This window comes from Ruegeria sp. BHSB058, assembly GCF_059613285.1.
Genome location: NZ_JBXWSF010000065.1, coordinates 1 through 23,657 on the forward strand (window position 1 = coordinate 1; position 23,657 = coordinate 23,657).

A 23,657-nucleotide genomic window follows, 5' to 3' on the forward strand; every position below is an offset into this window, starting at 1 on the left:
ATTGAAAAACGGATTTGACCACGAAACCTGGACTAAATTCCGGAACCTAGCGGCCGAGTTGGTAGAGCGCATGTACGCACATATCCAAAAGGAAGAAATGGCATTGGTGCCGGCATTGGAAGACCTACTGGATCAAGAAACAGACATGGAATTGTCCACCGCATATGCCGCGAAACGATGAGGAGCGCATACATGCAAATACAAGGCGCAACAGCGCAACCTAGTGTGCGCCCCCTTTCTCCTGGTGATCTGGAAAAGGTCATTGCAATTGACATGGCGGCATCAGGGTCGCCGCGGCGCGGATATTTCGAAAAGCGGCTTCTGGCCGCAACCGAAAAGCCAGGGGACTATGCCTTTGTTGGCGTGTTTGCTGGCAACAAGCTTGCGGGATTTGCTTTTGCCAAACTCGGCAAAGGTGAATTCGGAAAAAGCGACGTGAGTGCCTCGTTGGATGCTATTGGTGTGGACGGAGATCATGGACTTCAGGGGGTCGGACACAAACTGTTGGACGAAGTCGAAAGGATTCTTCGTCGCAAAGGCGTAACCGAGTTGAGCAGCCAAGTGGACTGGAACCAATGGCCCTTGCTCAGCTTCTTTGCGCATTCCGGTTTCAAAATGGCCCCGAGTTTGGTTTTGACACGCATCGCAAGGGAAATGCCGCACAAATTGGCAGATGATCCGGCGGAAAACCCGTTGGAACTCGACTACAGTTCACCCGACGGTGATTCTGAAAATGCATTGTCCCGCGACTTAGTTCCGGTTCGCAGCATGACGGCATCCGATTTGCCCAAGATCATTTCCATTGACGCAGAAAGCACCGGTTATTCACGGAGCGAGTACTTCTCCCGAAAGCAAGACGAAAACCTCAATCACAGCGGTATCAGAGTGTCGTTGGTGGCGGAACAAGATGGATTTCTGGTCGGTTTCATCATGGCGCGCGTGGATTATGGCGAATTCGGTCGCACCAGTGCCGAGGCTGTAATGGACACGATCGGTGTTGACGGAGGATTTCGAAGGCAGGGTATCGGACAGTTTCTGATGGCCAAACTAATAGCTAACCTCAAAGCATTGCAGGTAGAAACGGTTCGCACCGAAGTTGGTTGGAACGAGTCTGCACTCATCGGATTTTTCAGCTCCGTCGGTTTCAGACCTTCGCAACGGATCTCCCTCACTAAACCTCTTTAGCGGTCCGCAGAACGGATATCAGTTCTGTGGAACCAAAACCGGAACGCAATTGCGTTCCGGTACTGTGTCGTATATTGATCTGCCAAAATCGGACTAATGCAGAGCTTCGTACTTGGCCTGCAATTCCTCGCGAGATTCTTCCCAATCCGGGTTTTGCACAATGCAATCCTCCGGGCAGACCAGCTTGCATTGCGGTTCATCCTCTTCGCCGACGCATTCGGTGCATTTCATCGGATCGATGGTGTAATAGGGTTCCGCAGCCGAAATTGCTTCGTTGGGGCAAACCGGCTCGCAAGCATCGCAGGCAGTGCAAGGGTCAACAATCATCAGTGCCATGTGTAATTCTCCTCCTGTTTGAGTCTCAGGATGCCCTAAGCATCTGGCCACTATTTAAGAGCTTTTCATACCGGAAAGCCCCCCAAAGCGCTGCTCCAATGGCGCCGGCATAGATTGAGTCAGGATGGTTCACCACCTCGGCGTCGACGCCCTTCATTTTTGCAAGCTGCTCGCGCATCGCCTGACAAAGCCCTTCATCCTGCGCAAGACCACCAGTCATCATGATCAAATCGCTCTTGACACCAATAGACTTCAGCAACCGCGCCAAACGGCTGGCCATCGACAGGTGAATTCCCTTGAGTATGTTTGGCGCAGTAATGCCACGCGACACCATGTTAATCACATCGGTTTCCGCCAGCACTGCGCAGATCGAAGATACTTCTTCGGGATCGTCCGCCTGCATCGACAGATTACCGATCTCGTCTTGGGCAATCCCAAGGTAGCGGGCGATATTCTCCAGAAACTGCCCGGACCCTGACGCGCATTGGCTTGTCATCTTGTAGTTCGTGACCTTACCCGCCGCGTCGGTAATCATGGCCCGACCATGCAGAGCGCCACAATCGAGGATCGCGATGGACTTCGGGTTCAGAAACCGTGCGCCGCGGGCATGTGAGGTCATGGAATAAAAGTGACCAGTATGATAGGGAATTGTCTCTCCCTCTCCAGTAGTTGCAATGTAATCGAGATCGGTTTCCAAAACTCCTGCGTCTTCGAGTGTTTGGACGAATGCCTCGCGGGAAAGCTGAATGGGATCCCGCTGGCGGATCCTGAGCGTGCAGCGCGACAACCATTCTTCCCTACCATCTTCCACCCGAAAGATTGCCGCCTTTACGGCTCCCGTTCCTACGTCAATTCCAGCAGTCAGTGTCATGCTTCCACCCCTTCCGTGCGGCCCTCGGCAGCGCGCCTGGCAAATTCGGCGGCGCCAAGCGCACCAGTGTAAATAGAGTCCGGGTTGATGTTGATTGTCACGTCACCGTAGTTTTCCGCTATCAGCTTTTTCAGCTCGCGCACGGCGGCCTCGTTTTTGGCCACGCCACCAGTGAAGGTCATCTGATCGGACACGCCGCCCGATCGAGACAAAATCGAGACCGCACGCAAGATGATGGCGCGGTGAAGACCGGCAAGAATATCCTCGCGTTTCTCACCCAGCGCCAAGCGGTCACGGAGTTCCGCACCGGCGAAGACGGTGCAGGTTGAATTGATCCGGGCAGGCTTGCCGGATTTCATCGCCAACGGGCCAAGTTCGTGCAGTCCCATGTTCATCTCGTCCGCGATGTATCCAAGGTACCGGCCACACCCCGCCGCACAGCGATCGTTCATCTGGAAGTTTTCGACAATCCCTCTTTCATCAACTTGAATGCCCTTGGTGTCTTGCCCGCCAATATCCAGAACAGTACGGGTTTTGGGGTACATCATGTGCGCGCCCAGCCCATGGCAAAGGATCTCGGAACGGATGTGTTCCTTGGAAAACGGCAAGGTCACGCGACCGTAGCCTGTACCTACCAGATAAATTTCCTCCAATTGAATTCCCAGCGCGTGCTCCGCCTTTTGGCCAAGCTCGCTTGAAAGTCCTGTCTCTTGCTTAGCTACTCTCGCCAATGCGCTCTTGAACTTCTGGTTCAGGTTTCCCGAAGGCGGGCGGTTTTCCACCGCAATAATTGATTTGTCGTAGATATTGAGCAGAACATCATAAGGGATACCCGCGTCGCGCCCGACCTCTTCGGCAACGGCCAGATAACGGGAACCGGCAATGTCGCGAAAGAAATCCGATTTGCGTTCTGCATCCGGTGCATACATGGCCGGTGCTTCCGTGCGAAGGCGCTTGAAGACCTCGGCCAAGGCCGCTTTCACCTCTGTGCCAGTTTTTTCGAAACGCTCTCCCCGTACCAGACGCGTGCATGTTTCTTCCAGATCCCCGAGCTGCTCAATGAACTGCTCGAGCCGGAACGAACGCTCCAGCGCCGAAAGGAAACTCTCGACCTCATCGTCGAGCTTGTCGGCTCCGCCGAACTCCTGCCGGAACAGAGTAAAACGCGCGTCGATCTTGGCTTCTTCGGTAGCTACCTTGCAGGCCGTTTCGTAATTTGATCGAGAGTTGGTAATACCACGCCCCAAAACGCGCTCTTGGTCGTCCAACAGCACCGCCTTGGTTGTGGTGGAGCCCAGGTCGATTCCCACGAAGGTTTTCATGCCGCCACTCCTTTCCCGGTGCGTTTTTGTTCAACCATCTGGAAGTAGCTTTCGAGGCGGTTCTTCACATTGGCAGCCGAGAAGTACCGTGGGTCGACGAGGTCAGTTTCGATAAAGGCGGCCGGCTTCCCGGTGCGCTTTTCGACCTCACGCATGATCAGTAATTGACCTGCCGAAAAGCTGTTGCAGCTTTTGATCGAGTTGATCAGCAACCCGTCTGCTTCGTATTCGTTGATATAGTTCACCAACATGTCGATGCGCATCGGCAGACTGCGGTTCGTATAGACGCCCAGGCAGTATTCAGCGAGGGACTCCAGTGGGTTGCTGGGATCGTGGCGGAAACCGAAATCATATGTGCCACCGACCTTGGTGTAAGACGATGCCACAACGGTTGCACCTTCTTCGTAAAACATTTTCCAAAATTGTCGGAATGAAGTGTAATTGGGTGGGCCTTCGACAACGAGGCGGTACTTTTCCTCTCCCATGTCGCCATCCGGTGTTACCGGCCCTTTGCCTGCCGCGACACGGGCATCTACTTCCTGACGCAGAAAGCGGTAATACTCGATGGCATCGTCGGTGCCACGAAACGCGCCGAAGATCGGGCCAATGTAGTAGATACCGCCGAAATAGGCATCGATTGGCGAGGGCTTGTTCTTTGCGCTTTGCAGAACATGCACAAGATCGTCTTCGGCTTTGGCCGATTTCCCTAAATACTCTCTCAGCCGATCGATGTCGAACCTGACGCCTGAAACCTGTTCCAGAGTTGGTATCACATCCTCTTTGAACTGCTTGACCATATAATCGATCATGTTCTTCGTAATCTTGCCGTCCGCCATGTAGGGGGTTTGCAGGAATATGGTCGGGCACTTGTACTGTTCGCGAAGCAGTTCGAACCATTTCAGGAAGGTGAAACACCCGGTGTAGGACAACAGCAAGACGTCCGGGTTTGGCAATTGCTTTCCGTTTGGACCGATATTTCCCTTCATCATCATGCCGATATCAGACTTTACATAGGTACAAACATCCTCGGAATGCCCTGCCCGTTCAGCCTCCATGATATAGCCGCCACTTTGCTTGCGCAGTCCACTTTGGATCGCATTGACCTCCGGCAGATTGTTAACCAAGTCAAAGCACATGAGCAGCTCGTTCAAATTGCCCGGCACGAATGTCGACGCAACCTTTTCACCGGTTTGCGGAGCGTTAGTAAGCCTGTCGTAGTGCTTGGCCATCATCTCCTTCTGCTTGATCATCGAGGCGTCCTTGAGAACGTCCTGGGACGGGGTCTGGGCAACGGGAGGTTTCATGCTGCGCTCCACAATTTGATTGAATCCACAAATGTTCCGGCCTGCTCGCGGATGGGCTGCATCTGGCCGGAATTCTCTGCATACTTGAAAGCGATGTAGGGGATACCGGCGTTTTTCAGCACGTTTTGAAGAATTGGCCGGTCAAGCAGCGCCGGATCGCAGAAGCTCGTGGACGCAAAAATCACGCCCTCCGCACCCGTCTTGTGCACTGCGCGAACAAGGAATTGTCCTTTCTCGGCCTGGTTTGGCTCGTATTTTGCAGCAGTCGATATGGAGCGGTGCAAGAAAGCCTGCGACAGGTTGTGAACCGGATCACCCTTGGTCGGGACATCCCCTGTCAGCCAGCGACTGACCAGCACAAAATCGTCGTCCACTATGTAGCAGCCCGACATTTCAAGGGACTTGATGAGGTTCAGTGGCGGCTGTTCACAGAACATACCGGTCAGGATTACCCGGCTGTTGTCCTTGAGCGGTCGTTCTTCCTTATCGGCAGCGGCAATATAATCGAGTACCAATCGTGTGTGTTCTTCAACCGGCAGGGTCAAGCCTGCACGGATCACAAGATAGGCCTCGAATGCCGGGGCTTTCCACGGCTGCGAAGCCCGCAAAGCATAAAGATCGTCGATGGCCCGTCTGTTTTCATTGTAAACTTCTATCGAGTAGCGAATGTCATCATCAGTGATCTTTCGGCCAGCCATGTGTTCCAGATCATGCAAAAACTCTCGCATCTCGTTGGTATAGAACACGCCTCCGACCGCGTCCTGATAGGTCTGAGGTACGTCGAAGTATTTGGAATAGACATGCGGAAACAGCGTCTTCCACATGCCTGAGAGATTGCGGATCACATCGCAGATCGATGGGAACAACATCCCATCAACAAAATCCAGCCGCCCCGATACACCAAGCTCAATCGTCGAGCGTGGGATGCGGCAGATATAGCTCTGATAGTAGGCATCACCGTGAATGACTTCCAGATTGTCACCACCCCCCATGATACCAAGAGGCAGCATGCCGGCGGCATGAATCAACTCACGCGGGACATAGATAGGCATGTAGCCGATAACCTTGCGGCCCGCTTCCGCATTCTTCCATTCGCGGGCGACCGTGAAATTCAGGTCGTCGTAGAGCGCCTGACAGCGCGCAACGATTTCGGATACGGTTGTTTCCGTCATCTGTTTTCCCACCTTGCTGTGCGTTTTGCCAGAAAGGCTTCGAGCCCTTCGACGGCATCACGCGTTGACATCAATTCATCCAGGTAAAGCGCTTCGACCTCATCCAACCGAGAAAGAACATCGCGGCAAAATCCAGCACGGGCGGCCCGGACAGCCATGCGTAGACTGCTGGTGCTCTTGGGTGTTAGATGCGTTTTCACATAGGCGACCACCGCTGCCTCAGGATCATGGGTAACCACATCGACCAAACCCATTTCTCCAGCTGCCGCACCACTCAACGAACGACCCGAATACAGCAGATCTTCGGCCTTGGCCTGACCAATGCGCCTCGGCAACAGGCAAGAGGCTGCCGGGGCAAACACACCAAGCATCATCTCAGGTTGACCGAGAGTGGCGTCCGGCGCGGCAAAGATCGTATGCCCTGCCATCGCCACCTCCAGCCCGCCCCCCAGGCACTGCCCCCGAACTGCAACGAGGATCGGCACCGGGTACTCCAGCATACGCCGAACCAGCGCGTGCAATGATCTCAACATTTGTACACAGCTTTCGGGAAGGTGCTCTTCCACGGACGCACCGAAGCTGAAATGTGGGCCTTCGGCCTCGACAAGCACAGCAACCAAGTCACGATTGTCCTGTTGAGCCGCCAAGGCTCTATCCAGTGCCGCGATCATTTTTGCATCGACAATATTGGCCTTGGGGCGGTTCAAACGGACCCGAAGAAGAGAACCGTCCAAGGCGAACATCTCACCGACAACCGCGCTGTTTTCTGCAACAACAGCGCTCATTTGCGCACCCCCGGTATCATGCTGTCGATATAGTCGGGCGTGAATTTGGCGCCATCGGCCAGTTCTCTGCGCAGTTGAACGAAATCCACTTCTCGCCCGACTTCACGATTGCCTTCATTGAATGCGCGAAAACCTAAGTTGGCTTCGGACATCATGTTCAGACCAAGCCAAGCGCGCGCGTTTTCCTTGTTCATATTCCAGGCGTTGAGCTTGGGTTTGCGAAGCTCTTCGACGGACTTGGTGGTACAGCCTGGGAAGGTCAGCAGCAATTTCCCGCAAAGCTCGTCAACCTTTCTATCCAACTCGCCCAGATCCACCTCGCCTTTGCTCATCAACGCCTTGCCTTCAGCCAGCGCTTCACCTGTTTTGGGCTTGCCATGCATAATACGACCCCATTCGTCAGTCACCATCCTGGTTTCCACCAAGGGGTTTGGCACGAACTTGCCATCAACCCTCAAAGCCGGGGCAATATCGGAGAGGATTCCCAGCCTCATTGCCTCATGCGCAGAGAAGCTTTCGCACAGTACGCCCGAATTCATCGCCATCTCGCAACCGATCATCAGAGGCAGAAAGTCAGTCGAACCACCAATCGCGGCGCTACCGTGTTTCGGCCCGGCCTGCCCGAACCGTGCAAGGTCGGAGGCAACCGAGAAATCACATGCCATGCCAATTTCTTGCCCGCCGCCGATACGCATCCCGTTCACGCGACATACTACTGGCTTGTCGCAGCCGAGAATGGCTGACACCATGTCGTTGAACAAACGCATGTATTGCCGATACTCTTCAGGCCGCCCGGCATAGTATTCGGCGTATTCCTTAGTGTTTCCTCCGGTGCAGAACGCCTTGTCGCCCGCCGCGGTGAAAACGACCGCATTCACGTCGCGCATGTTGGATGCTGCCCGGAACGCAAGGATCACAGACTTGACCATATCGGTCGTGTACGAGTTGTACTGGGCCGGGTTGTTCAGAATGATCCATGCGTTGTAGAGGCCGTCAGCGACCGTGCCGTCCGGCAGTTTGGCAGGACGCTTCTCAAAGATCACTTTGTCGGTTATTCCCTCGCGCGTGACGTCCGAAACCAAATCGTGCGAAACAAAATCAAACGTGGCATAGTTCATGACTAATCTCCTTTACATCTCGGGCACGAGGATTTGACGCCGGGTGACCTTCCCATCGTGGACGGCTTTGAATACATCGTTGATTTCGCTCAGCGACCGCTGCTCAACAAACGGCATCAACTTGACCTTGCCGCTCATCACGAGTTCCAACGCGCCTGGATACAATTCTGGTGGGCACCCCCAGTTGCCGAGAAGACGAGCATGGAACGCCATCAGGTTCGATAGGCGCACCTCGAGTTTGTCCATGGTGAAACCCACCACGCACATTGTCCCACCATGATTCAGCAAGCTGAATGCCACAGCTTGACCTGCAGCTGTCCCCGAGCATTCCATAATGATCCACTCGGTTGGCCTCAGTGCATTTTTTGCTGCAAATTCCTGGATCGTCTTCTTGAGACTTCGCACATCATATTCGCGGGCGTTCAGGGTCAACTTAGCGCCGTGTTCGCTGACTGCTTCCAGCTTTTCAGTCACGACGTCAATTGCGACCACTGTGGCACCGAGTGCATTGGCCACCTGGACGGCATAGCCGCCGACGCCGCCAACGCCATTCACAATCACAAGGTCGCCTTCGGATACCCCGGCCTGTACCGCTGCCTGATATGGTGTCGTCAAAGCATCAGCAACTACCGAAACATCCGCCAGACCCAGCCCTATGGCACTCAACCTGTCGAGGTCCACCGGACACAACCCCCGAGCGGGAACGACGATGTGGCTAGCAAACCCGCCCTGAATATCATTGCCAGGCATTTTTTGCGCCCTGCAGATAGTGCCCTTGCCTCGGCGGCACAAATCGCACTCGCCGCAAGGAATGACAGCTGGCACGATTACGGTTTCGCCAACCCAATGCTCCGCCCCCTCGCCGGCATCGACAACAGTTCCGCTGATCTCGTGCCCCAGGGCCAGAGGCAAATCGTGATTGGTGCGCACCCCATCATAGAAATAACCCAGATCGGTGTGACACACCCCACATCCCGACACTTCGACCAAAACTTCGCCAGCATCTGGTTTTGCGAGATCGAACTGGACTTTCTCCAGCGGTTCTCCCGGCGAAATCATCATCCAGCGAGTTGGCATCCTGATCCTCCTGTACTCGATCCACGCAATTTGTTGACAGCGCTTATGATCTTTAATACTGTAAATTGGTACCTTATTACCGATTTTAGGTCAACCAAGAATATCGCCACTCCGGAACGCAGATAGGACCGATAATGAATGTGCCCTCTGTAAATGCGAGAAACATATCCTTTGCAATTGTCGGCAGCGGAGGTGCCGGCGCCATAACTGCCGGAGCCATCTTGCTGGAAGCTGCCGGCAAGGCAGGCTGGTATGGGTTGTTGAACCGTTCGGTCGGACCGCAAATTCGCGGCGGTGAGGCGGCAGCACTCGTGCGGCTCTCGACCGAACCTGCCGCCTGCATGTCAAAACAGTTCGATATCCTCGTTGCCATCGATTGGAAAAATGCTGATCGTTTCATCAGCGCCATGCCGGTGGCGACCGGTGGATTGGTGATCTGTGATCCTGCGGCCGGAGAACCACCCAAGGCCGTGCGCGAGACAGATTGCACTATCCTGCAGTGCCCAATCGGTGAGCTTGCAAAATCGCTACCCGGCGGGCGTGAGAACATGGTCTCGGTCGGTCTTGTTTCGGAATTGATCGGCCTGCCATTGGATGAAGTGTTGAAAGTCGTTTCATCAAGGCTTGGCAGCAAGGGAGAGATTGCGATTGAAGACGGTGGTGCCTGCATTCAATTGGGGATCGAGAGCGCGAAGCAGTTCGGCCGGAAGCTTTCGCTGGCCAAACCGAGGAATAATACAACTGACCGCTGGCTGATCACAGGAAACGAAGCAGTTGGTCTCGGTGCTCTTCGCGGCGGAATTCGCTTTGCTGCGGCTTACCCGATCACACCAGCGACCGAAGTCTTGGAGTATCTTGCCCCAGCTCTCGCTTCAATTGGAGGCACTCTGGTACAGGCCGAAGACGAACTGGCGTCTATCAACATGATCATCGGGGCCTCTTTCGGTGGTCTTCCGTCGATCACCGCCACTTCTGGACCAGGACTTTCACTGATGATGGAAAGCCTGGGCCTGGCAGCAGCGTCCGAAACTCCGATCGTCGTCGTCGATGTCATGCGGGTCGGACCCTCGACCGGTATTGCCACCAAGTCGGAACAATCAGATCTCAATATTGCCGTCTACGGCTTTCACGGTGACGCGGATCATGTGGTCGTTGCCCCGCTCAGCGTCGCGGATTGCCTCTTTACCTCGCAGTGGGCGGTCCATATTGCAGAAACACTGCAGTCGCCAGTTATAGTGTTGTCGGACCAATCCATCGGGCAGTCACGGGTACTGATCGAAAAACCGGCAGAGGTCAGTTTTTTGACCCGTCGAAAGATATTCTCAGAGACAGAGCGTATCTTCAGACGCTACGCGGTGACCGCTGACGGAGTTTCCCCTATGTCAATTCCGGGTCAATCGGGTGGTCAGTACACAGCTGATGGGTTGACGCATACCGAACGCGGCGCTCCTTCTTCGGCAAGACTCGATCAGCAGCAACAGATGGAGAAGCGCCGAAACAAGATCGAAGGTTTTGACTATGGCGACTTTTGGGGCGTTACCGAGGGTGACAGCAGCGCCACTACTGTAGTCCTGACTTGGGGATCGCTGACCGGCGCGGCGCGCGAAGCTGTCGATGCATTAACCGAAAAAGAGATTCCCGTTCGGCTGGTTGCTCTGCGGCAGATATCGCCCTTTCCGGTCAATGCTCTGGAAAAGGCTCTGCAGGGGGCGAAACGCGTCCTGTTTGTGGAGCAGAGTTTCTCGGGTCAGTTTTATCGTCACGTAAGGGCGCATATTGATCTGAAGTTCGACGTAAAGAAGCTAAACCGCGAGGGGCCGTATACCATCGGCCCCGACGAAATTGTTACCCGAATTCAGGAATGGAATGCACAATGAACGCGCCCTGTTTCAAAGCGAGCGACTACAAATCAGACATCAATCCGATCTGGTGCCCCGGCTGTGGCGATTTTCATGTTCTGATGTCCATCACCAAGGCATTGGCTAAACTCGGGCGACCGCCAGAAGAAATCGCCGTCATATCCGGGATCGGCTGTTCTTCGCGGATTCCGGCCTATACCAACTGCTATGGTTTTCACGGGGTTCACGGCCGCTCGCTAGCGGTTGCTGCGGGCCTCAAGGTTGCGCGCCCCGACCTGACCGTGATGGCGATGAGTGGAGACGGCGATGGATTCTCGATTGGCGGCAATCATTTCCTGCATGCGTGCCGTCGCAACGTGGATATGACCTATGTCGTCATGGACAACCGTGTTTACGGCATGACCAAGGGGCAGCCATCGCCGACGACCGAACCTGACTGGGACAGCGCGTTGTCTCCCGGGGGCACCGGCCTGTCACCCTTCCATCCATTGGTAATCGCGCTGGCCTCGGGCGCGAATTTCGTCGCCCGTGAGTTTTCTGGCGACATTAAGGCCTGCACGCAAACCATCGTCGCGGCGATCAACCATCCCGGATTCTCATTTGTCGAAATCCTCAGCCCTTGCGTGACCTTCCGGCCGGATGAGCGGAAATGGAAAAAACAGGTCCATGTTGCCAGCGTCCCCGAAACCGACGACCCGGCCCGTGCAGCCCGGCGCATCATGACTGACGACGGCATGAATACCGGCATTCTTTACCGGGGCAGGCGCAGGCCCTATTTTGCGAGCGCTTCAAACAAGGAACACGACCTTTCCCGGCTAGAGAAGGCTTTCGAGATCTGACTTCCGAGAATGACGGAAAACCGGAATCACATTTTTTGTGGCTCCAGTTTTGTTGTTAACGGAAACCATCGAATAGTGTTCAGCGCATATCCAGAACTCGTATAGCCTTGCCCTCCGATCTTGGAATTTCTCCCGGCTTCATCACGGTTACGTCGCAACTTACGCCGATGGTCGATTTAATGTGATGCCGGACCTCCGCTGATTTCCGTTCCCTTGATTGTGGGTCTTGTGAAAAAGCGGGCGATACTTCGACTTCAAGTTTCATCGCGTCAAGCGGACCATCCTTGTACAACTTGATCTGATAATGTGGCGCTAGACCATCAAAGCCCAAAAGCACAGCCTCCACCTGTGATGGATAGACGTTTACGCCCCGTATGATCATCATGTCGTCATTTCGGCCATCCACCCGCAAAATTCGTACATGCGTCCGCCCACAAGCACAGGGTTCGTCGCTTAGCCGGGTGATGTCACGGGTACGGTAACGGATCATCGGCATCGCTTCCTTGGTCAAGGTCGTGATCACCAATTCACCGGTTTCTCCCAATGGCAACGGCTCTTCTGTTTCAGGGTCGATAATCTCGAACAGGAAGTGATCCTCCCATCCGTGAAGGCCATTGCGCTCAATATCGCACTCACAGGCGACACCCGGCCCCATGATCTCTGACAGACCGTAGATATCGACCGCCTTGATGCCCAGGCGCATATCCAGTTCCGCGCGCAATTCGTTGGTCCAGGGTTCAGCGCCAAACAATCCGCGTTGAACAGGCAGGGTGGCGACATCGACCCCCATTTTCTCGGCAACTTCAGCAATATTCAGCGCATAGGAAGGTGTCGAACACAGGACGCGCGCGCCAAAGTCTCGGAGCAATGTTACTTGCCGTTCCGTACCGCCACCCGACACCGGTACGACCACACACCCCAACCGTTCAGCGCCATAGTGAGCGCCCAAGCCGCCCGTGAAAAGGCCATAACCATATGCGTTATGCACCAGATCACCCGGACGAATGCCCGCCGCCGCCATTGAACGCGCCATCAAGTCCGACCAACGGTTCAGGTCTCCGGAGGAATATCCCACTACGGTTGGCTGACCCGTGGTACCAGAGGACGCATGAATGCGCGCCATCTTTTCCAAGGGCATGGAAAACAATTTGAACGGGTAGTTGTTCCGCAGATCGGTTTTCACCGTAAATGGAAAATTCCGGATGTCTTTTAGCTTCTTGATATCTGCGGGTGTGACGCCGGCCTTGTCGAATGTCTCGCGGTAGTGGGGCACAGTAGTAAATGCGCGCTCCAGCGTCCAACGCAGGCGTTCCAATTGCATTTCGGAAATTCTGCTGCGCGACAATGTCTCTGCCGGTCGGTCGAACATGAAGCCCGGGTCATTTTGGTTTAGTGTCAACATGTTGACGTTCCTCCCTGAACCACGACCTGCTCCGGCCTTCCGGATCAGGCTTTTTGCCAACCCGGTTGGATGCCGGGGCTGCTCTTGCCCGCACCTCGTGCCGGCATCTTGTTGATCGCGTAACCTTGGGTGAATGCCGCCCTAGTAATGAGGGCAAATTTGAAGGCCCAACCGGTTGCGGCCGCGCCGAGACCTGCCAAAGCGAGCACCGGTCCTTGCGCCAAAGGGACAGCAACAGACGAAAGCGCCAGCCCCGCGAACAGAGCCTGCGGAAGGGCAGACAGCCCAGCCCCCACCTCGTCGAGGGCCTTGAACGCTCCGACCGGGGCTCCACTTCTACCAAGTTTGGCCCGATACCGGCGCCAAGCGGCAAAGCGTGTTCCGACCAGCATCAGAAGCGCTATTGCAACGCCGCTGTGAACTTCCGGTGTTGTCTCGAAGGCAAGTAGCAGAACCGTGAAAACTCCGATACCTTCAGCCAACCCGGACGCCAGGATCAGTGGTTCGACGGCAGGGTGACGCCAAGCTGGAATTCCTTTCGCGGCGCGCAGGATGCGGGCCTGGCAATAGAGAAAGAAAAGCCCACTTATGGCCGCCAATACCCCAAGAGCCGGCGAACCCAAGAGCCATGACAGCCCACCAAATCCAAAGAATGGCACCGCTGCCATCGCCTCGCGGGTCATCCAGCTTGTCCGAGCATTAAGAAACACGTTCAAGAACCGCCACGGTCGACCAATCTCGAACCATATGGACAGCAGACCGATCGCAACCATGAGCATTGCGGCAATGATTGCGGGCCAAAGCAGCGATCCAAACAACCCCGCAACCATTGCTGCAGCAAACAGTCCGGTTCCGGCTCCACCGCATATGAAATTTACGGCCGCGCGCCAGTCCCAGTATGTCTGCAACTTCGGAGACACCGAAGCCAGCCCTACTGGTTCTGCCACCATCGACACGTCATCCGGCAAGCAGACCTCGCTGATGTCGCCATCGTACAGGTAGTATATATTGGGGCCGTTCCCGAGGTATTCGTGCATCCGGAAATGCCGATTGGTGCGCAGAAGCATCGAGACATTGCTTTCCGGCTCGTCCAGATCGCCCATTTGCAATGCACCAGAGATACAGGACGCCACACATGCGGGCGTCGCTTCCATATCTACACCAGGAACCAATCCAGCGGCGAGCCCAGCATCAATGCGGTCGACGCAAAACGTGCATTTCTGCGATACACCCAGCCGAGACAGGTCCTCGCGCTTGGTTTCGTGTCGCATCGGTTTTCCACCATAAGCCGAGGTCGGCTTGTCAACACGGAAACGGGCCTGATACGGGCAGGCCACCGCGCAAAACGCACAGCCGATACACAGATCATAGTCAATCGTAACTATGCCATCTTCACGCTTTCGCGTTGCTGTCGATGGACAGGCGTCCAGACAAGACGGGCTTTTGCAGTGCATGCACCCAACTGGCAGAAATGCCCTGTGGACCTCCGGATATTCGCCGGTTTCGAAATCCAGAACCTTGCGCCATTGTACACCCGGCGCGGTTGCGTTTTCGTGCTTGCAAGCCGATGTGCAGGTCTGACAGCCGACACAGCGATTGAGGTCAGCGACTATGGTCCAGGTTGTCATCTTCCCGCCCTCGCGACATCATTCTCCACTTTTTTGACTGCCACCCGAACAAGATCGGCACCCGAACCAGTCGCATCTGTCAGATCCAGCGACATCGGAACCAAGCCGTTCATGCTGGGTGTTTTCAGATCTTTTGCAAAAGGCGTTTTCCAATGATCGAACTGACCTATCATGAGCAGCGTGTCGGGACGAATTCCATTGCGCAGTATTACCGCGCCATTCGTACTGCCCACCGGCGAGTACACTTCGACCCGGTCGCCCTCGGACAGTCCCAATCTTGCGGCTGCCTGCGGGTTCATGACCACACCGCCGTGGCCCGCTACATTGGATGCGACCTCGTGGATCATCTGGATGCCGACATTTCCGCCCCAGGAATACTGCATTGACCGCGTCGAAAGCAGCCAGAACGGATAATCACCGATTTTGACACTGTATTGCGCCTCGATCGCCCGCTCCCATATGTTCTGGAGGTCTTGGAAATGAGGCAACGCTTCGTATTCTTTCAGTTGCCGGTCCCACCAGGTAATGCCCATTTCGTGCAATCTGGTGCTCAGTTCTTGTCCAATGCGTAACAAGCGCTCCTGATAGGGCAGTTCGAACCTCAGGCCCTTCTCCACCATCGCAGGATAAAGGTACCAGCGCTCCTTGGCGAAAGGTACGGTGCGGAAACCATGCTTGCGATAGTAGTCCAAGCCTTGACTTTCAGCCCCGTCCGTAAGCTCTGCACTGGCAGCGCGACAGGCCTTGTCCCAAATGTCCTCAACAGAATGTTCGTCAGTGGAATCTAGCGAAAAGTCATAGTTCTGACCGAACAACCGAACCCCGGCGGCGCCCTTGTTGATGGCACTGTTGTATTCTTCAAGCAGTCCCGTGCCTTTTGCCAGTTGAGTTGCAATCCACGTAAAATCCCGCGCCTCTCCCATTGGTTTCGATGCCGGACTGCGAAGCGCAAAGCCCTGATGCTCCCAAAACTGCTCAACGTATTTCGAGCCCCCGATCCGTATCAACTGCAATCCTTCAAGGTCGGTGCATTCCGGCAATAACACATCGGCCATGTGGTTGGTTTCGTCATTTGTGTAAGCAAAACAGACGGTAAACGGGAATTTCGCGATCACATCGCCGATAGCGGCGGTGTCCCAAAAGGAAATGACCGGGTTGGTCCGATAAACAAACCACACATCCGGGAGTGTTGGCGTCGGTAGATGCTCGAATCCCTGCATTTGCGCCATCCATGCCAAATGCGTCGGCCCGAGCGCCTGTGACCATGGAGAATTCGCGGCCAGCGGAATAAGCGTACTGTGCGCATGGCGTGATCCTGAGTTTTCAAGGAACTCACCTTTGCGGGTCGGATTCATCGGGTAATTCATGAACCCGTCCGGACCGGGAACGACGCTGGACCATCTGTTGTCCGCCGGGCGGTTCAACCGAACCGTGGTTCCCAAGGTGCCGCCAGGCACTTCCAGACCACCAATCAGAACTGCCATCAACGTACGGGCCCAGGCGCATTCATATCCGCCCCATCCGTTGCTAACGGTTTTGCCTAACGAGATCGCAACAGGCCGGAACGGCATCATTCGCCCATCGATCTCGATCGTTTCACCTACATGGGCGTGCGCAAGATAATCCAACGCTGTTTTGCGGATCGTCGCAGCTGACACATCGCAAATTTCAGCTGCCCATTCTGGGCTGTAGGGTTTGATATGATCGGCGAGAAGGGAAAAGGCAGTCTTGCAGGTCACATCGTCATGCAACCACTTTTTGTCATCCGGTCCGATTTCCAGGCCGGAGATCACAAATTCTCCGTCCAACGCCGGATCAGTATCCTGAGTATCAAACACAACTGCGCGCTTCGATCTGACATCCCAAATTAGGGGCTTTTGAGTTTCTGGGTCTCGGAGATAAAATCCGTTTGGCGCCACCAGATAGGGTGAGGAGGTGCGTTCTTTCAGGAAAGGTACATCCAACTGATGCCGCTCAACCTCGTGTAGTAACACGTGCAGTAGCGCGAACATAAAGGCCGGATCCGTTTTTGGGCGAATTGGCACCCATTCTGCGGAGCAAGCGCCAGTAACTGAAAGATGCGGTTCGACCTGAACTCGTTTGACGCCGCGGTCCCGGGCATCCGCATGACGGCGGACGCCGCAGACCCCGCCTGAGGCCTCGACATTGGCACCAAAAGAAATGATCATCTCGACCAACGGCGTATCCGGGGACACTGTGAACGCCCTGTGCCAGAACTCACCGTATAAGTGCTCAGAATGATAACATTTGACGCCTTGTCCACTGCCAAAGCTCATGTCGATGGGTCCCCACGCCTTTAGAAATGCCGGGAAGGTGCCCATGTAGACAGTGGAGGTTCCGCCTCCGCCAAAACTGGCTGCCACTCGGGGGAAACCGCTTTCATCCTTGAGGCCCTTTTCCCGGGCTTCGTTAAGCTTGCCGCAGATCAGTTTCAGCGCCTCTTCCCAAGTAGCCGGCAGAAAACCTGGGTCTTGATCCCTGCCCTTTCTAGGATTGGTGCGGATCATCGGGGTCCGAATTCGATTGGGGTTGTTGGTCTTCTGGATCAATCCAAAGGCCTTTACGCAGACCTTGCCTTGGGCAGGGTGTACCAAAGCCGCCTCTCCGTTCGGCCGAACTTGGACTGGTACGCCGTCCATGACGTCAACTTTCATCAGGTCTGGCCCGGCAACACACTGATAGCAATAAGATGGAACGCTTTCGGTCACCGATCTCGATGAAATACTCATGGCTCGAATTCCTCAACTCTCCGTCAGAGCGGCAGTTTTCCGGCGGAGCTTTTCCCGGGTCATGTTTACGTCTACGATGAAGCGTTCATGGCGGCCTTTACATATGCTGTCGATTGAGTCCGCCGCGCTGATGTCAAAGACAACTCTTCGCCCATCAATTTCGGTGACGGTGACGGTGATCGTCGCCTCCATACCCAGCAACGTGGGTGAGGTATGAGCAATCGAGACAACGGTACCGACGGAATCTTGCCCCGCAGGCACATGCTCGACGATCAGATCCCGACAGATATCCTCGATATCGCGCACCAGAGAGGGTGTCGCATAGACTCGACAGTCTTCTCCCATGAAGTCTACGGTTCGGGCTTGATCCACTTTTATTGACCTGCGGGTTGATGTCCCGATGTTGAGATCCTGCGACATTGGAATGGCACCTCCTGTTATAATTGTATTTTGGTACCAGCTTACCTATTTTTAAATCAAACTCCAATAGTATTTGTCGGCACCCATACGAAACACCCTGGTCACGTAACTCATAGGGAAGTTCACCGTGCAAATTCAATGCGGTATCCCGAACCAGAATCTGAAACCAGCGACCGTGCCGCTCATCTATGTGGTATAATGATGATCACCTTGGAGTAGGCGTTCGACCGTCAAGGACCCTAAAGTTCCTATCCTGCTCGAAGAGAGGGCGGAGGGTATTGCCGCAGTCGGCTCAGGACAGTTTAGCGGAAGTTCCGCAAGTGTTTGGATCCGGTAACAACCAATTACACCGCCAAAATGACACCACAATAAGTGAAGAAAATGGAAGGGCCTCGGATGATCGTTTGAATCGCGGAGAAATGCCCCTGCAAACTACCACATTCTGGTTGAGAGCAGGCCCAATCCGCAAAGCAGATGCATGCTGACCCCATTTAGCTCGCTTACGATGACCTTTGCGGGTGCGTGGTACTCAGTTCGGCGCAGAGTGGAATAGAAAAGGGGGGGCCGCCAAGGCCGGTCAAAGTTTTCGAGATTAGTCGTCTCCCAAACCTTCAAACAAGGCCGTTGATATATAGCGCTCCGACGCGCTTGGGAGCACGGTGACCAAAGTTTTACCCACCATGTCATCCCTTGTTGCAACTCGCAGAGCGCAAGCTAGAGCAGCTCCCGACGATATACCTGCCGGAATTCCTTCAAGCCGGGCAGCACGTCGGGCGGTATTCATTGCATCGTCATTGCTGGCCAAAAGGACTTCATCGATCAATGCCATGTCGAGAATATCGGGTACGAATCCTGCTCCGATACCCTGAATCATGTGAGGTGAGTGTGTTCCTCCTGACAAAACCTGGCTGAGCTCGGGCTCGACCGCCATGATCCTTATTTCAGGTTTGCGTTCTTTGAGGACTTGTCCGACGCCAGTCAACGTGCCGCCAGTTCCGACGCCCATGACTACCACGTCCACTTTACCACCAGTATCCGCCCAAATCTCTTCAGCGGTTGTGCGGCGATGTATGGCTGGATTGGCTGGATTGCCGAATTGCCATGGCATGACTGCGCCTTCGGTTTCGGCAATGATCTCATTGGCCTTCTCTATAGCGCCGTTGATCCCTTTTTCACGAGGGGTCAACACCAGTTCCGCGCCGAAGAACTTCATGAGCTTACGACGCTCGATCGAAAAACTGTCGGGCATTGTCAGGATGCAACGATACCCTTTTGCGGCGCAAGCAAAGGCGAGCCCGATACCGGTGTTACCCGAAGTTGGCTCAACAATAACACTACCGGGCCTTATGGTGCCGTCTTGTTCCATCTCCTCAAGCATAGCAACAGCGATGCGGTCTTTGACGCTGGAAATCGGATTGAAACATTCCAACTTGACCAACACATCGGCTCGACAGCCGGCTTCCTCGGCCAAACGGCCGAGTCGCACCAAAGGTGTGTTACCGATCGTTTCAAGAATCGAGTCGTAAATACGACCACGACCAGGTTTGTCGAGTTTGATGGTGGCGGGTTTAGCATCCATTTCCTGTCTCCTCGCAATGCGCCGGTCGAGTTTCCCAACGACCATAAACAGATCGCACCATGAGTCTAGCAAGGACGTTAGCTTAAGATTCCGCGTCTCTGAGGCGGCACCGGCACACAAAATTTGCCGAAAGTATTACGAAAATATTATATGCATCTTGAAGCAGCTTCCTGTAGCTGCTTCCGAAACGTGCATCGGGCGACAAACCGTAGGTCCTGAAGAAACGAACAATGGTAAAGATTCCAGCGATTGACATCGGCAAGACTGCGTCAACGGCGACAATCGTGTGCAATGCCATACGCAAAGCGATCATTGAAGGCGCCTTGAAAGATGGCGAGCCGTTGCGGCAGGATGAAATTGCCAAGTTGTTCAACACCAGCCGTATACCAGTGCGCGAGGCGTTGACCATGCTGGAGCAACAAGGTCTGGTCAAAACCGAACGTTATCGTGGTGCGGTCGTGGCCGGAATGTCGCTGGATGAGGCAGGCGAGATTTTCGACTTTCGAGCATTGCTGGAACCCGAAATCATTCGCAAAGCCGTTCCAAACATGTCAGAAAATATCTTGGAAGAAGCACAGTCTTTTCTAACCCTTTCAAACCAGACAACAGATGCGATGGAATATGGTGACCTAAACAGGCGCTTTCACGCGACTTTATATGAACCGAGCGGCCTGCCCTACCACTTGAGCGTTATCAGTAACTCGATGGACAGAATCGATCGTTTTCTCAGGGCGCAGATGGTACTTAGCGATGGGTTTTCGAGAGCGGCGCGCGAACATCAGGCAATCCTGGATGCCTGTCAACGTGGCGACTCGAAGGCGGCGGGTGAGTTGACGGCCGCGCATATACTCGGCGCCAAGCATTCTCTGGTTCAGCAGCTCAGGAACTTCACCAAAAGCTGACCATTGCTTTTACAATGGATGGAAACAGGCCACTTGATGCGCATTGCCCTCCATCTGCGGTGCTTGGGCGCGGCACTCATCAGTCGCCTTCCAACAGCGCGGTGCAAATGCACAACCGGGAGGAACATTCATTGGGGACGGCAATTCACCCTCCAACTTGATCCGGTCTTTCTTTGCCTCCGGATCCGCACGCGGGGTGGTTGAAAGAAGCGCCTTGGAATAAGGATGCCTGGGTGCGGCAAACAGATTCTCTTTGCTGGCTTTCTCCACGGCACGGCCCAAATACATGACGATCACATCGTCGGCGAAATGTTTTACCACCGACAGATCATGCGAGATGAACAGATAAGCCAAATTAAGTCGTTCTTGCAATTCCACCAGAAGGTTTAGGATTTGGCTCTGAATAGATACATCCAAAGCCGAGACAGGTTCATCCAGTACCAGAATGCGTGGATCCAGCATCAATGCGCGAGCAATGGCGATGCGCTGTCGCTGCCCACCGGAAAACATATGCGGAAAGCGGTCGAAATGTTCTGGGCGCAGCCCGACCAGATCCATCATCTCCCGTGCCTTCGCCTCTCGATCCCGAGCGGAAATGTCGGGGCGATTGATAACCAGCGGCTCCATCAGGATAGTTCCGATTCTCTGGCGCGGGTTGAGCGAACCGTAGGGGTTCTGAAACACTATCTGAACGGTTTCGCGCAACCCTGACCAAACGGCAGGGGTCACTTCCTTCCCGTCGATAGCCAGGCGGCCCGAGGAAGGCTCCTCGATCATGGTGACAAGTCGAGCCAGAGTGGACTTTCCGCAACCGGATTCACCCACAACAGCCAGTGTCTTACCTGCCTCGAGTTCGAAATCAACTCCGGCCAGTGCCCGGACTATCTTGGCCTTCGCGAAAAAGCCCTCCTTGACTTCATAGAACCGTGCAAGCCCTTCTGCTTTGACGATTGGCGCGGTCATCAGGCTGTCTCCTTCTGGCCAGTTAGAGCATAGTGACACAGGGCTTGACCGAATTCAGCTCGATCTGGGCTAGGCGGTACAGTGTTGCATTTTTCGTCGGCATAGCGGCAGCGGGGTGCAAAAAGACATCCCTTTGGCCGGTCAAACTGACCGGGCACCACGCCGGGGATCGAGGGCAAGAGCTTTGAAGTTGCCCGCTCTGGAAGCGCTGCCAGAAGCGCCGCAGTATAGGGGTGATATGGGTGGCGAAACAGGTCGCGGACTGGCTGCTCCTCAACCTTCTGCCCAGCATATTGAACCTGCACCCTCTCCGCCGTTTCGGCAACTACACCCATGTCATGAGTGATCAGAACCAACCCCATGCCTGTCTCCTCCCGAAGCGACACCAGAAGGTCAAGTATTTGCGCTTGAATTGTTACATCAAGCGCAGTTGTCGGCTCGTCTGCAATCAGCAGCTTGGGGCGACAGGCGATCGCCATGGCGATCATCACGCGTTGGTTCATGCCGCCCGACATCTGATGCGGAAACACGTTCAGCCGACTTTCAGGTGCCGGAATTCCAACCTGGTCGAACAACTCGATCGCGCGTTGCTTGCAGGCCTTGCGGTCCAGACCCAAATGAATTCGCAATGCCTCTTTGATCTGGAAACCCACGGTAAAGCAGGGGTTGAGTGATGACATCGGCTCCTGAAAAATCATAGCCAGATCTTTACCGATAATCTTGCGACGGTTTCGGGCAGAAAGCCCGCGCAAATCAAGACCTTCAAAAGACATTTCGTCGGCGGTGATCGTTGCGGTCCAGGGCAGAAGCCCCATCAGAGCAAGCATCGAAACCGATTTGCCCGAACCGCTTTCGCCGACGATAGCCAGAATTTCTCCCTTGTCGAGCGTCAGGTCAACACCGTCCACCGCCCGGAACTGGCCCGAAGAAGTGGCAAAATCGACGGATAGATTGCGGATGCGCAACAGGCTCATGTCATCAGCTCCGCTTCAGTTTCGGGTCAAGTGCGTCGCGAAGGCCGTCACCCATAAGATTGATGGCGAGTACGGTCACGAGAATGGCAAGGCCGGGGAATGTTACGACCCACCATGCGCGTAGAATGAATTCACGTGCCTCAGCCAGCATCGTTCCCCATTCCGGTGTAGGTGGCTGCGCACCCATCCCAAGAAATCCCAGAGCCGCAGCGTCTAGAATCGCAGTCGAGAACGAAAGCGCCGCCTGTACTATGATTGGAGCCAAGCAGTTGGGCAGCACGGTTATGAACATCAGACGCGGTAAACCAGCGCCCGCTACTTGCGCGGATGTCACATAGTCTTTTTGCCGCTCTGACATGGCTTGCGCGCGGGTCAAGCGCACATAATGCGGAAGCAAAACGATCGCGATAGCAATCATGGCGTTCGTTAGCGACGGACCAAGGATTGCAACCAGAACCAGGGCCAGCAACAGCGACGGGAAGGCTAGGATGATATCCATGATCCGCATGATCAATGTGTCAACGAATTTGGGCGCAAAGCCCGAGAGCAAACCAACAATGATTCCGCCCGAAGCTGCTATGGTTACAACCACGATGCCGACAAAAAACGAGTAGCGCGACCCGGCGATAAGGCGCGAGAGGATATCTCGCCCTAGCGGGTCAGTGCCCAGAACAAACTCCCAGCTTCCGCCTTCAGCCCAGACGGGAGGTTGCAAGATGTGTTCGCGAAACTGTTCCGTCGGATCGTAAGGCGCAAGCCATGGCGCCAGAGCCGCACACAAAACAAAGGCGGTAAAAAACCAAAGACCGATGACTGCCCCGCGATTTTCGCGGAAATAGTACCAGAACTCGCGCACGGCATTTGGGCGTTCCGGGCTGGTAGTCGGTGACTGAATTGTCTGAATCGCCATTACCGCTTCCTAATCTTGGGGTTGATCACACCGTACAGCACATCAACGATTAGATTTACGATCATTACGATCACTGCGATCAACAACAATCCGCCCTGCACCACGGGATAGTCGCGGCGTGAAATACTGTCGACCATCCACTTGCCGATACCCGGCCAGCTAAAGATTGTTTCGGTCAAAATGGCGCCGGCCAATAGCGTTCCGACCGAAAGGCCGATCACCGTGATGACCGGGATCAGTGCGTTGCGCAGCGCATGGAGA

Annotated in this window: 22 protein-coding genes; 5 read left to right on the forward strand and 17 right to left on the reverse strand. The window is 54.8% G+C overall.

Annotated features, from left to right (window positions below):
* A partial coding sequence (locus tag AC2FNB_RS15285) for a hypothetical protein (protein WP_496747625.1) occupies positions 1-181 on the forward strand: 181 nt, incomplete at its 5' end.
* Between the two features lie 11 nt (positions 182-192).
* The gene (locus AC2FNB_RS15290) at positions 193-1,185 is read left to right on the forward strand and encodes a GNAT family N-acetyltransferase (protein WP_496747627.1); all 993 of its coding nucleotides are present in this window, start codon (positions 193-195) and stop codon (positions 1,183-1,185) included.
* Between the two features lie 93 nt (positions 1,186-1,278).
* On the opposite strand, the gene AC2FNB_RS15295 is transcribed toward AC2FNB_RS15290, so the two are convergent.
* From AC2FNB_RS15295 to had, 8 genes are read right to left on the reverse strand one after another with little or no spacing between them, the layout of a single operon-like run.
* Complete coding sequence (locus tag AC2FNB_RS15295; protein WP_480751976.1) at positions 1,279-1,521, reverse strand: YfhL family 4Fe-4S dicluster ferredoxin; 243 nt, start codon at positions 1,519-1,521, stop codon at positions 1,279-1,281.
* Between the two features lie 25 nt (positions 1,522-1,546).
* The gene (bcrD, locus tag AC2FNB_RS15300) at positions 1,547-2,392 is read right to left on the reverse strand and encodes a benzoyl-CoA reductase subunit D (protein ID WP_480751975.1); all 846 of its coding nucleotides are present in this window, start codon (positions 2,390-2,392) and stop codon (positions 1,547-1,549) included.
* Positions 2,389-3,714 carry a benzoyl-CoA reductase subunit A gene (bcrA, locus tag AC2FNB_RS15305; protein ID WP_496747630.1) on the reverse strand — a complete coding sequence of 442 codons (1,326 nt, stop codon included), beginning with the start codon at positions 3,712-3,714 and terminating at the stop codon, positions 2,389-2,391. The genes bcrD and bcrA overlap by 4 nt, the downstream gene beginning before the upstream one ends.
* A complete protein-coding gene (bcrB, locus tag AC2FNB_RS15310; protein ID WP_496747632.1) occupies positions 3,711-5,018 on the reverse strand; it encodes a benzoyl-CoA reductase subunit B in 1,308 nt (435 codons plus the stop codon). Before bcrB ends, bcrA begins: the two co-directional genes overlap by 4 nt.
* Positions 5,015-6,190 carry a benzoyl-CoA reductase subunit C gene (gene bcrC, locus AC2FNB_RS15315; protein ID WP_496747634.1) on the reverse strand — a complete coding sequence of 392 codons (1,176 nt, stop codon included), beginning with the start codon at positions 6,188-6,190 and terminating at the stop codon, positions 5,015-5,017. The genes bcrB and bcrC overlap by 4 nt, the downstream gene beginning before the upstream one ends.
* Positions 6,187-6,975, reverse strand: coding sequence for a cyclohexa-1,5-dienecarbonyl-CoA hydratase (locus AC2FNB_RS15320; protein ID WP_496747636.1), 789 nt, complete (start codon positions 6,973-6,975; stop codon positions 6,187-6,189). The genes bcrC and AC2FNB_RS15320 overlap by 4 nt, the downstream gene beginning before the upstream one ends.
* On the reverse strand, positions 6,972-8,093 hold the full coding sequence (oah, locus tag AC2FNB_RS15325) for a 6-oxocyclohex-1-ene-1-carbonyl-CoA hydratase (RefSeq protein ID WP_480751968.1): 1,122 nt from the start codon (positions 8,091-8,093) through the stop codon (positions 6,972-6,974). Before oah ends, AC2FNB_RS15320 begins: the two co-directional genes overlap by 4 nt.
* 12 nt (positions 8,094-8,105) lie before the next feature.
* Positions 8,106-9,170 carry a 6-hydroxycyclohex-1-ene-1-carbonyl-CoA dehydrogenase gene (gene had / locus AC2FNB_RS15330; RefSeq protein ID WP_496747638.1) on the reverse strand — a complete coding sequence of 355 codons (1,065 nt, stop codon included), beginning with the start codon at positions 9,168-9,170 and terminating at the stop codon, positions 8,106-8,108.
* Between the two features lie 134 nt (positions 9,171-9,304).
* On the opposite strand from had, the gene AC2FNB_RS15335 reads away from it, so the two are divergent.
* Positions 9,305-11,047, forward strand: coding sequence for a 2-oxoacid:acceptor oxidoreductase subunit alpha (locus AC2FNB_RS15335; RefSeq protein ID WP_496747640.1), 1,743 nt, complete (start codon positions 9,305-9,307; stop codon positions 11,045-11,047).
* Positions 11,044-11,868, forward strand: coding sequence for a 2-oxoacid:ferredoxin oxidoreductase subunit beta (locus AC2FNB_RS15340; RefSeq protein ID WP_496747642.1), 825 nt, complete (start codon positions 11,044-11,046; stop codon positions 11,866-11,868). Before AC2FNB_RS15335 ends, AC2FNB_RS15340 begins: the two co-directional genes overlap by 4 nt.
* A 79-nt stretch (positions 11,869-11,947) precedes the next feature.
* On the opposite strand, the gene AC2FNB_RS15345 is transcribed toward AC2FNB_RS15340, so the two are convergent.
* The 5 genes from AC2FNB_RS15345 to cysK form a co-directional block, all read right to left on the reverse strand.
* Positions 11,948-13,270 carry a phenylacetate--CoA ligase family protein gene (locus tag AC2FNB_RS15345; RefSeq protein WP_496747644.1) on the reverse strand — a complete coding sequence of 441 codons (1,323 nt, stop codon included), beginning with the start codon at positions 13,268-13,270 and terminating at the stop codon, positions 11,948-11,950.
* A 44-nt stretch (positions 13,271-13,314) separates the two neighbouring features.
* Positions 13,315-14,898 (reverse strand): DmsC/YnfH family molybdoenzyme membrane anchor subunit, encoded by a 1,584-nt coding sequence (locus AC2FNB_RS15350; RefSeq protein WP_496747647.1) that lies wholly within the window; start codon positions 14,896-14,898, stop codon positions 13,315-13,317.
* Positions 14,895-17,648, reverse strand: a complete 2,754-nt coding sequence (locus tag AC2FNB_RS15355; RefSeq protein WP_496747649.1) for a molybdopterin-dependent oxidoreductase — start codon at positions 17,646-17,648, stop codon at positions 14,895-14,897. The genes AC2FNB_RS15350 and AC2FNB_RS15355 overlap by 4 nt, the downstream gene beginning before the upstream one ends.
* Before the next feature lie 12 nt (positions 17,649-17,660).
* On the reverse strand, positions 17,661-18,068 hold the full coding sequence (locus AC2FNB_RS15360) for a thioesterase family protein (protein WP_496747652.1): 408 nt from the start codon (positions 18,066-18,068) through the stop codon (positions 17,661-17,663).
* A 592-nt stretch (positions 18,069-18,660) separates the two neighbouring features.
* Positions 18,661-19,647 carry a cysteine synthase A gene (gene cysK, locus AC2FNB_RS15365; RefSeq protein ID WP_496747655.1) on the reverse strand — a complete coding sequence of 329 codons (987 nt, stop codon included), beginning with the start codon at positions 19,645-19,647 and terminating at the stop codon, positions 18,661-18,663.
* 230 nt (positions 19,648-19,877) lie between these two features.
* Here cysK and AC2FNB_RS15370 point away from each other — a divergent pair, with 230 nt between their 5' ends.
* Complete coding sequence (locus AC2FNB_RS15370) at positions 19,878-20,549, forward strand: GntR family transcriptional regulator (RefSeq protein WP_496747657.1); 672 nt, start codon at positions 19,878-19,880, stop codon at positions 20,547-20,549.
* A gap of 9 nt (positions 20,550-20,558) precedes the next feature.
* Here the strand turns inward: AC2FNB_RS15370 and AC2FNB_RS15375 are convergent, their stop codons facing one another.
* The 4 genes from AC2FNB_RS15375 to AC2FNB_RS15390 form a co-directional block, all read right to left on the reverse strand.
* A complete protein-coding gene (locus tag AC2FNB_RS15375; RefSeq protein WP_480751955.1) occupies positions 20,559-21,512 on the reverse strand; it encodes a dipeptide ABC transporter ATP-binding protein in 954 nt (317 codons plus the stop codon).
* The gene (locus AC2FNB_RS15380; RefSeq protein WP_480751953.1) at positions 21,512-22,486 is read right to left on the reverse strand and encodes an ABC transporter ATP-binding protein; all 975 of its coding nucleotides are present in this window, start codon (positions 22,484-22,486) and stop codon (positions 21,512-21,514) included. Before AC2FNB_RS15380 ends, AC2FNB_RS15375 begins: the two co-directional genes overlap by 1 nt.
* A 4-nt stretch (positions 22,487-22,490) precedes the next feature.
* Positions 22,491-23,396 carry an ABC transporter permease subunit gene (locus AC2FNB_RS15385; RefSeq protein WP_480751951.1) on the reverse strand — a complete coding sequence of 302 codons (906 nt, stop codon included), beginning with the start codon at positions 23,394-23,396 and terminating at the stop codon, positions 22,491-22,493.
* The coding region (locus tag AC2FNB_RS15390; RefSeq protein ID WP_496747662.1) for an ABC transporter permease subunit at positions 23,396-23,657 on the reverse strand (262 nt) is incomplete at its 5' end. The genes AC2FNB_RS15385 and AC2FNB_RS15390, both read right to left, overlap by 1 nt.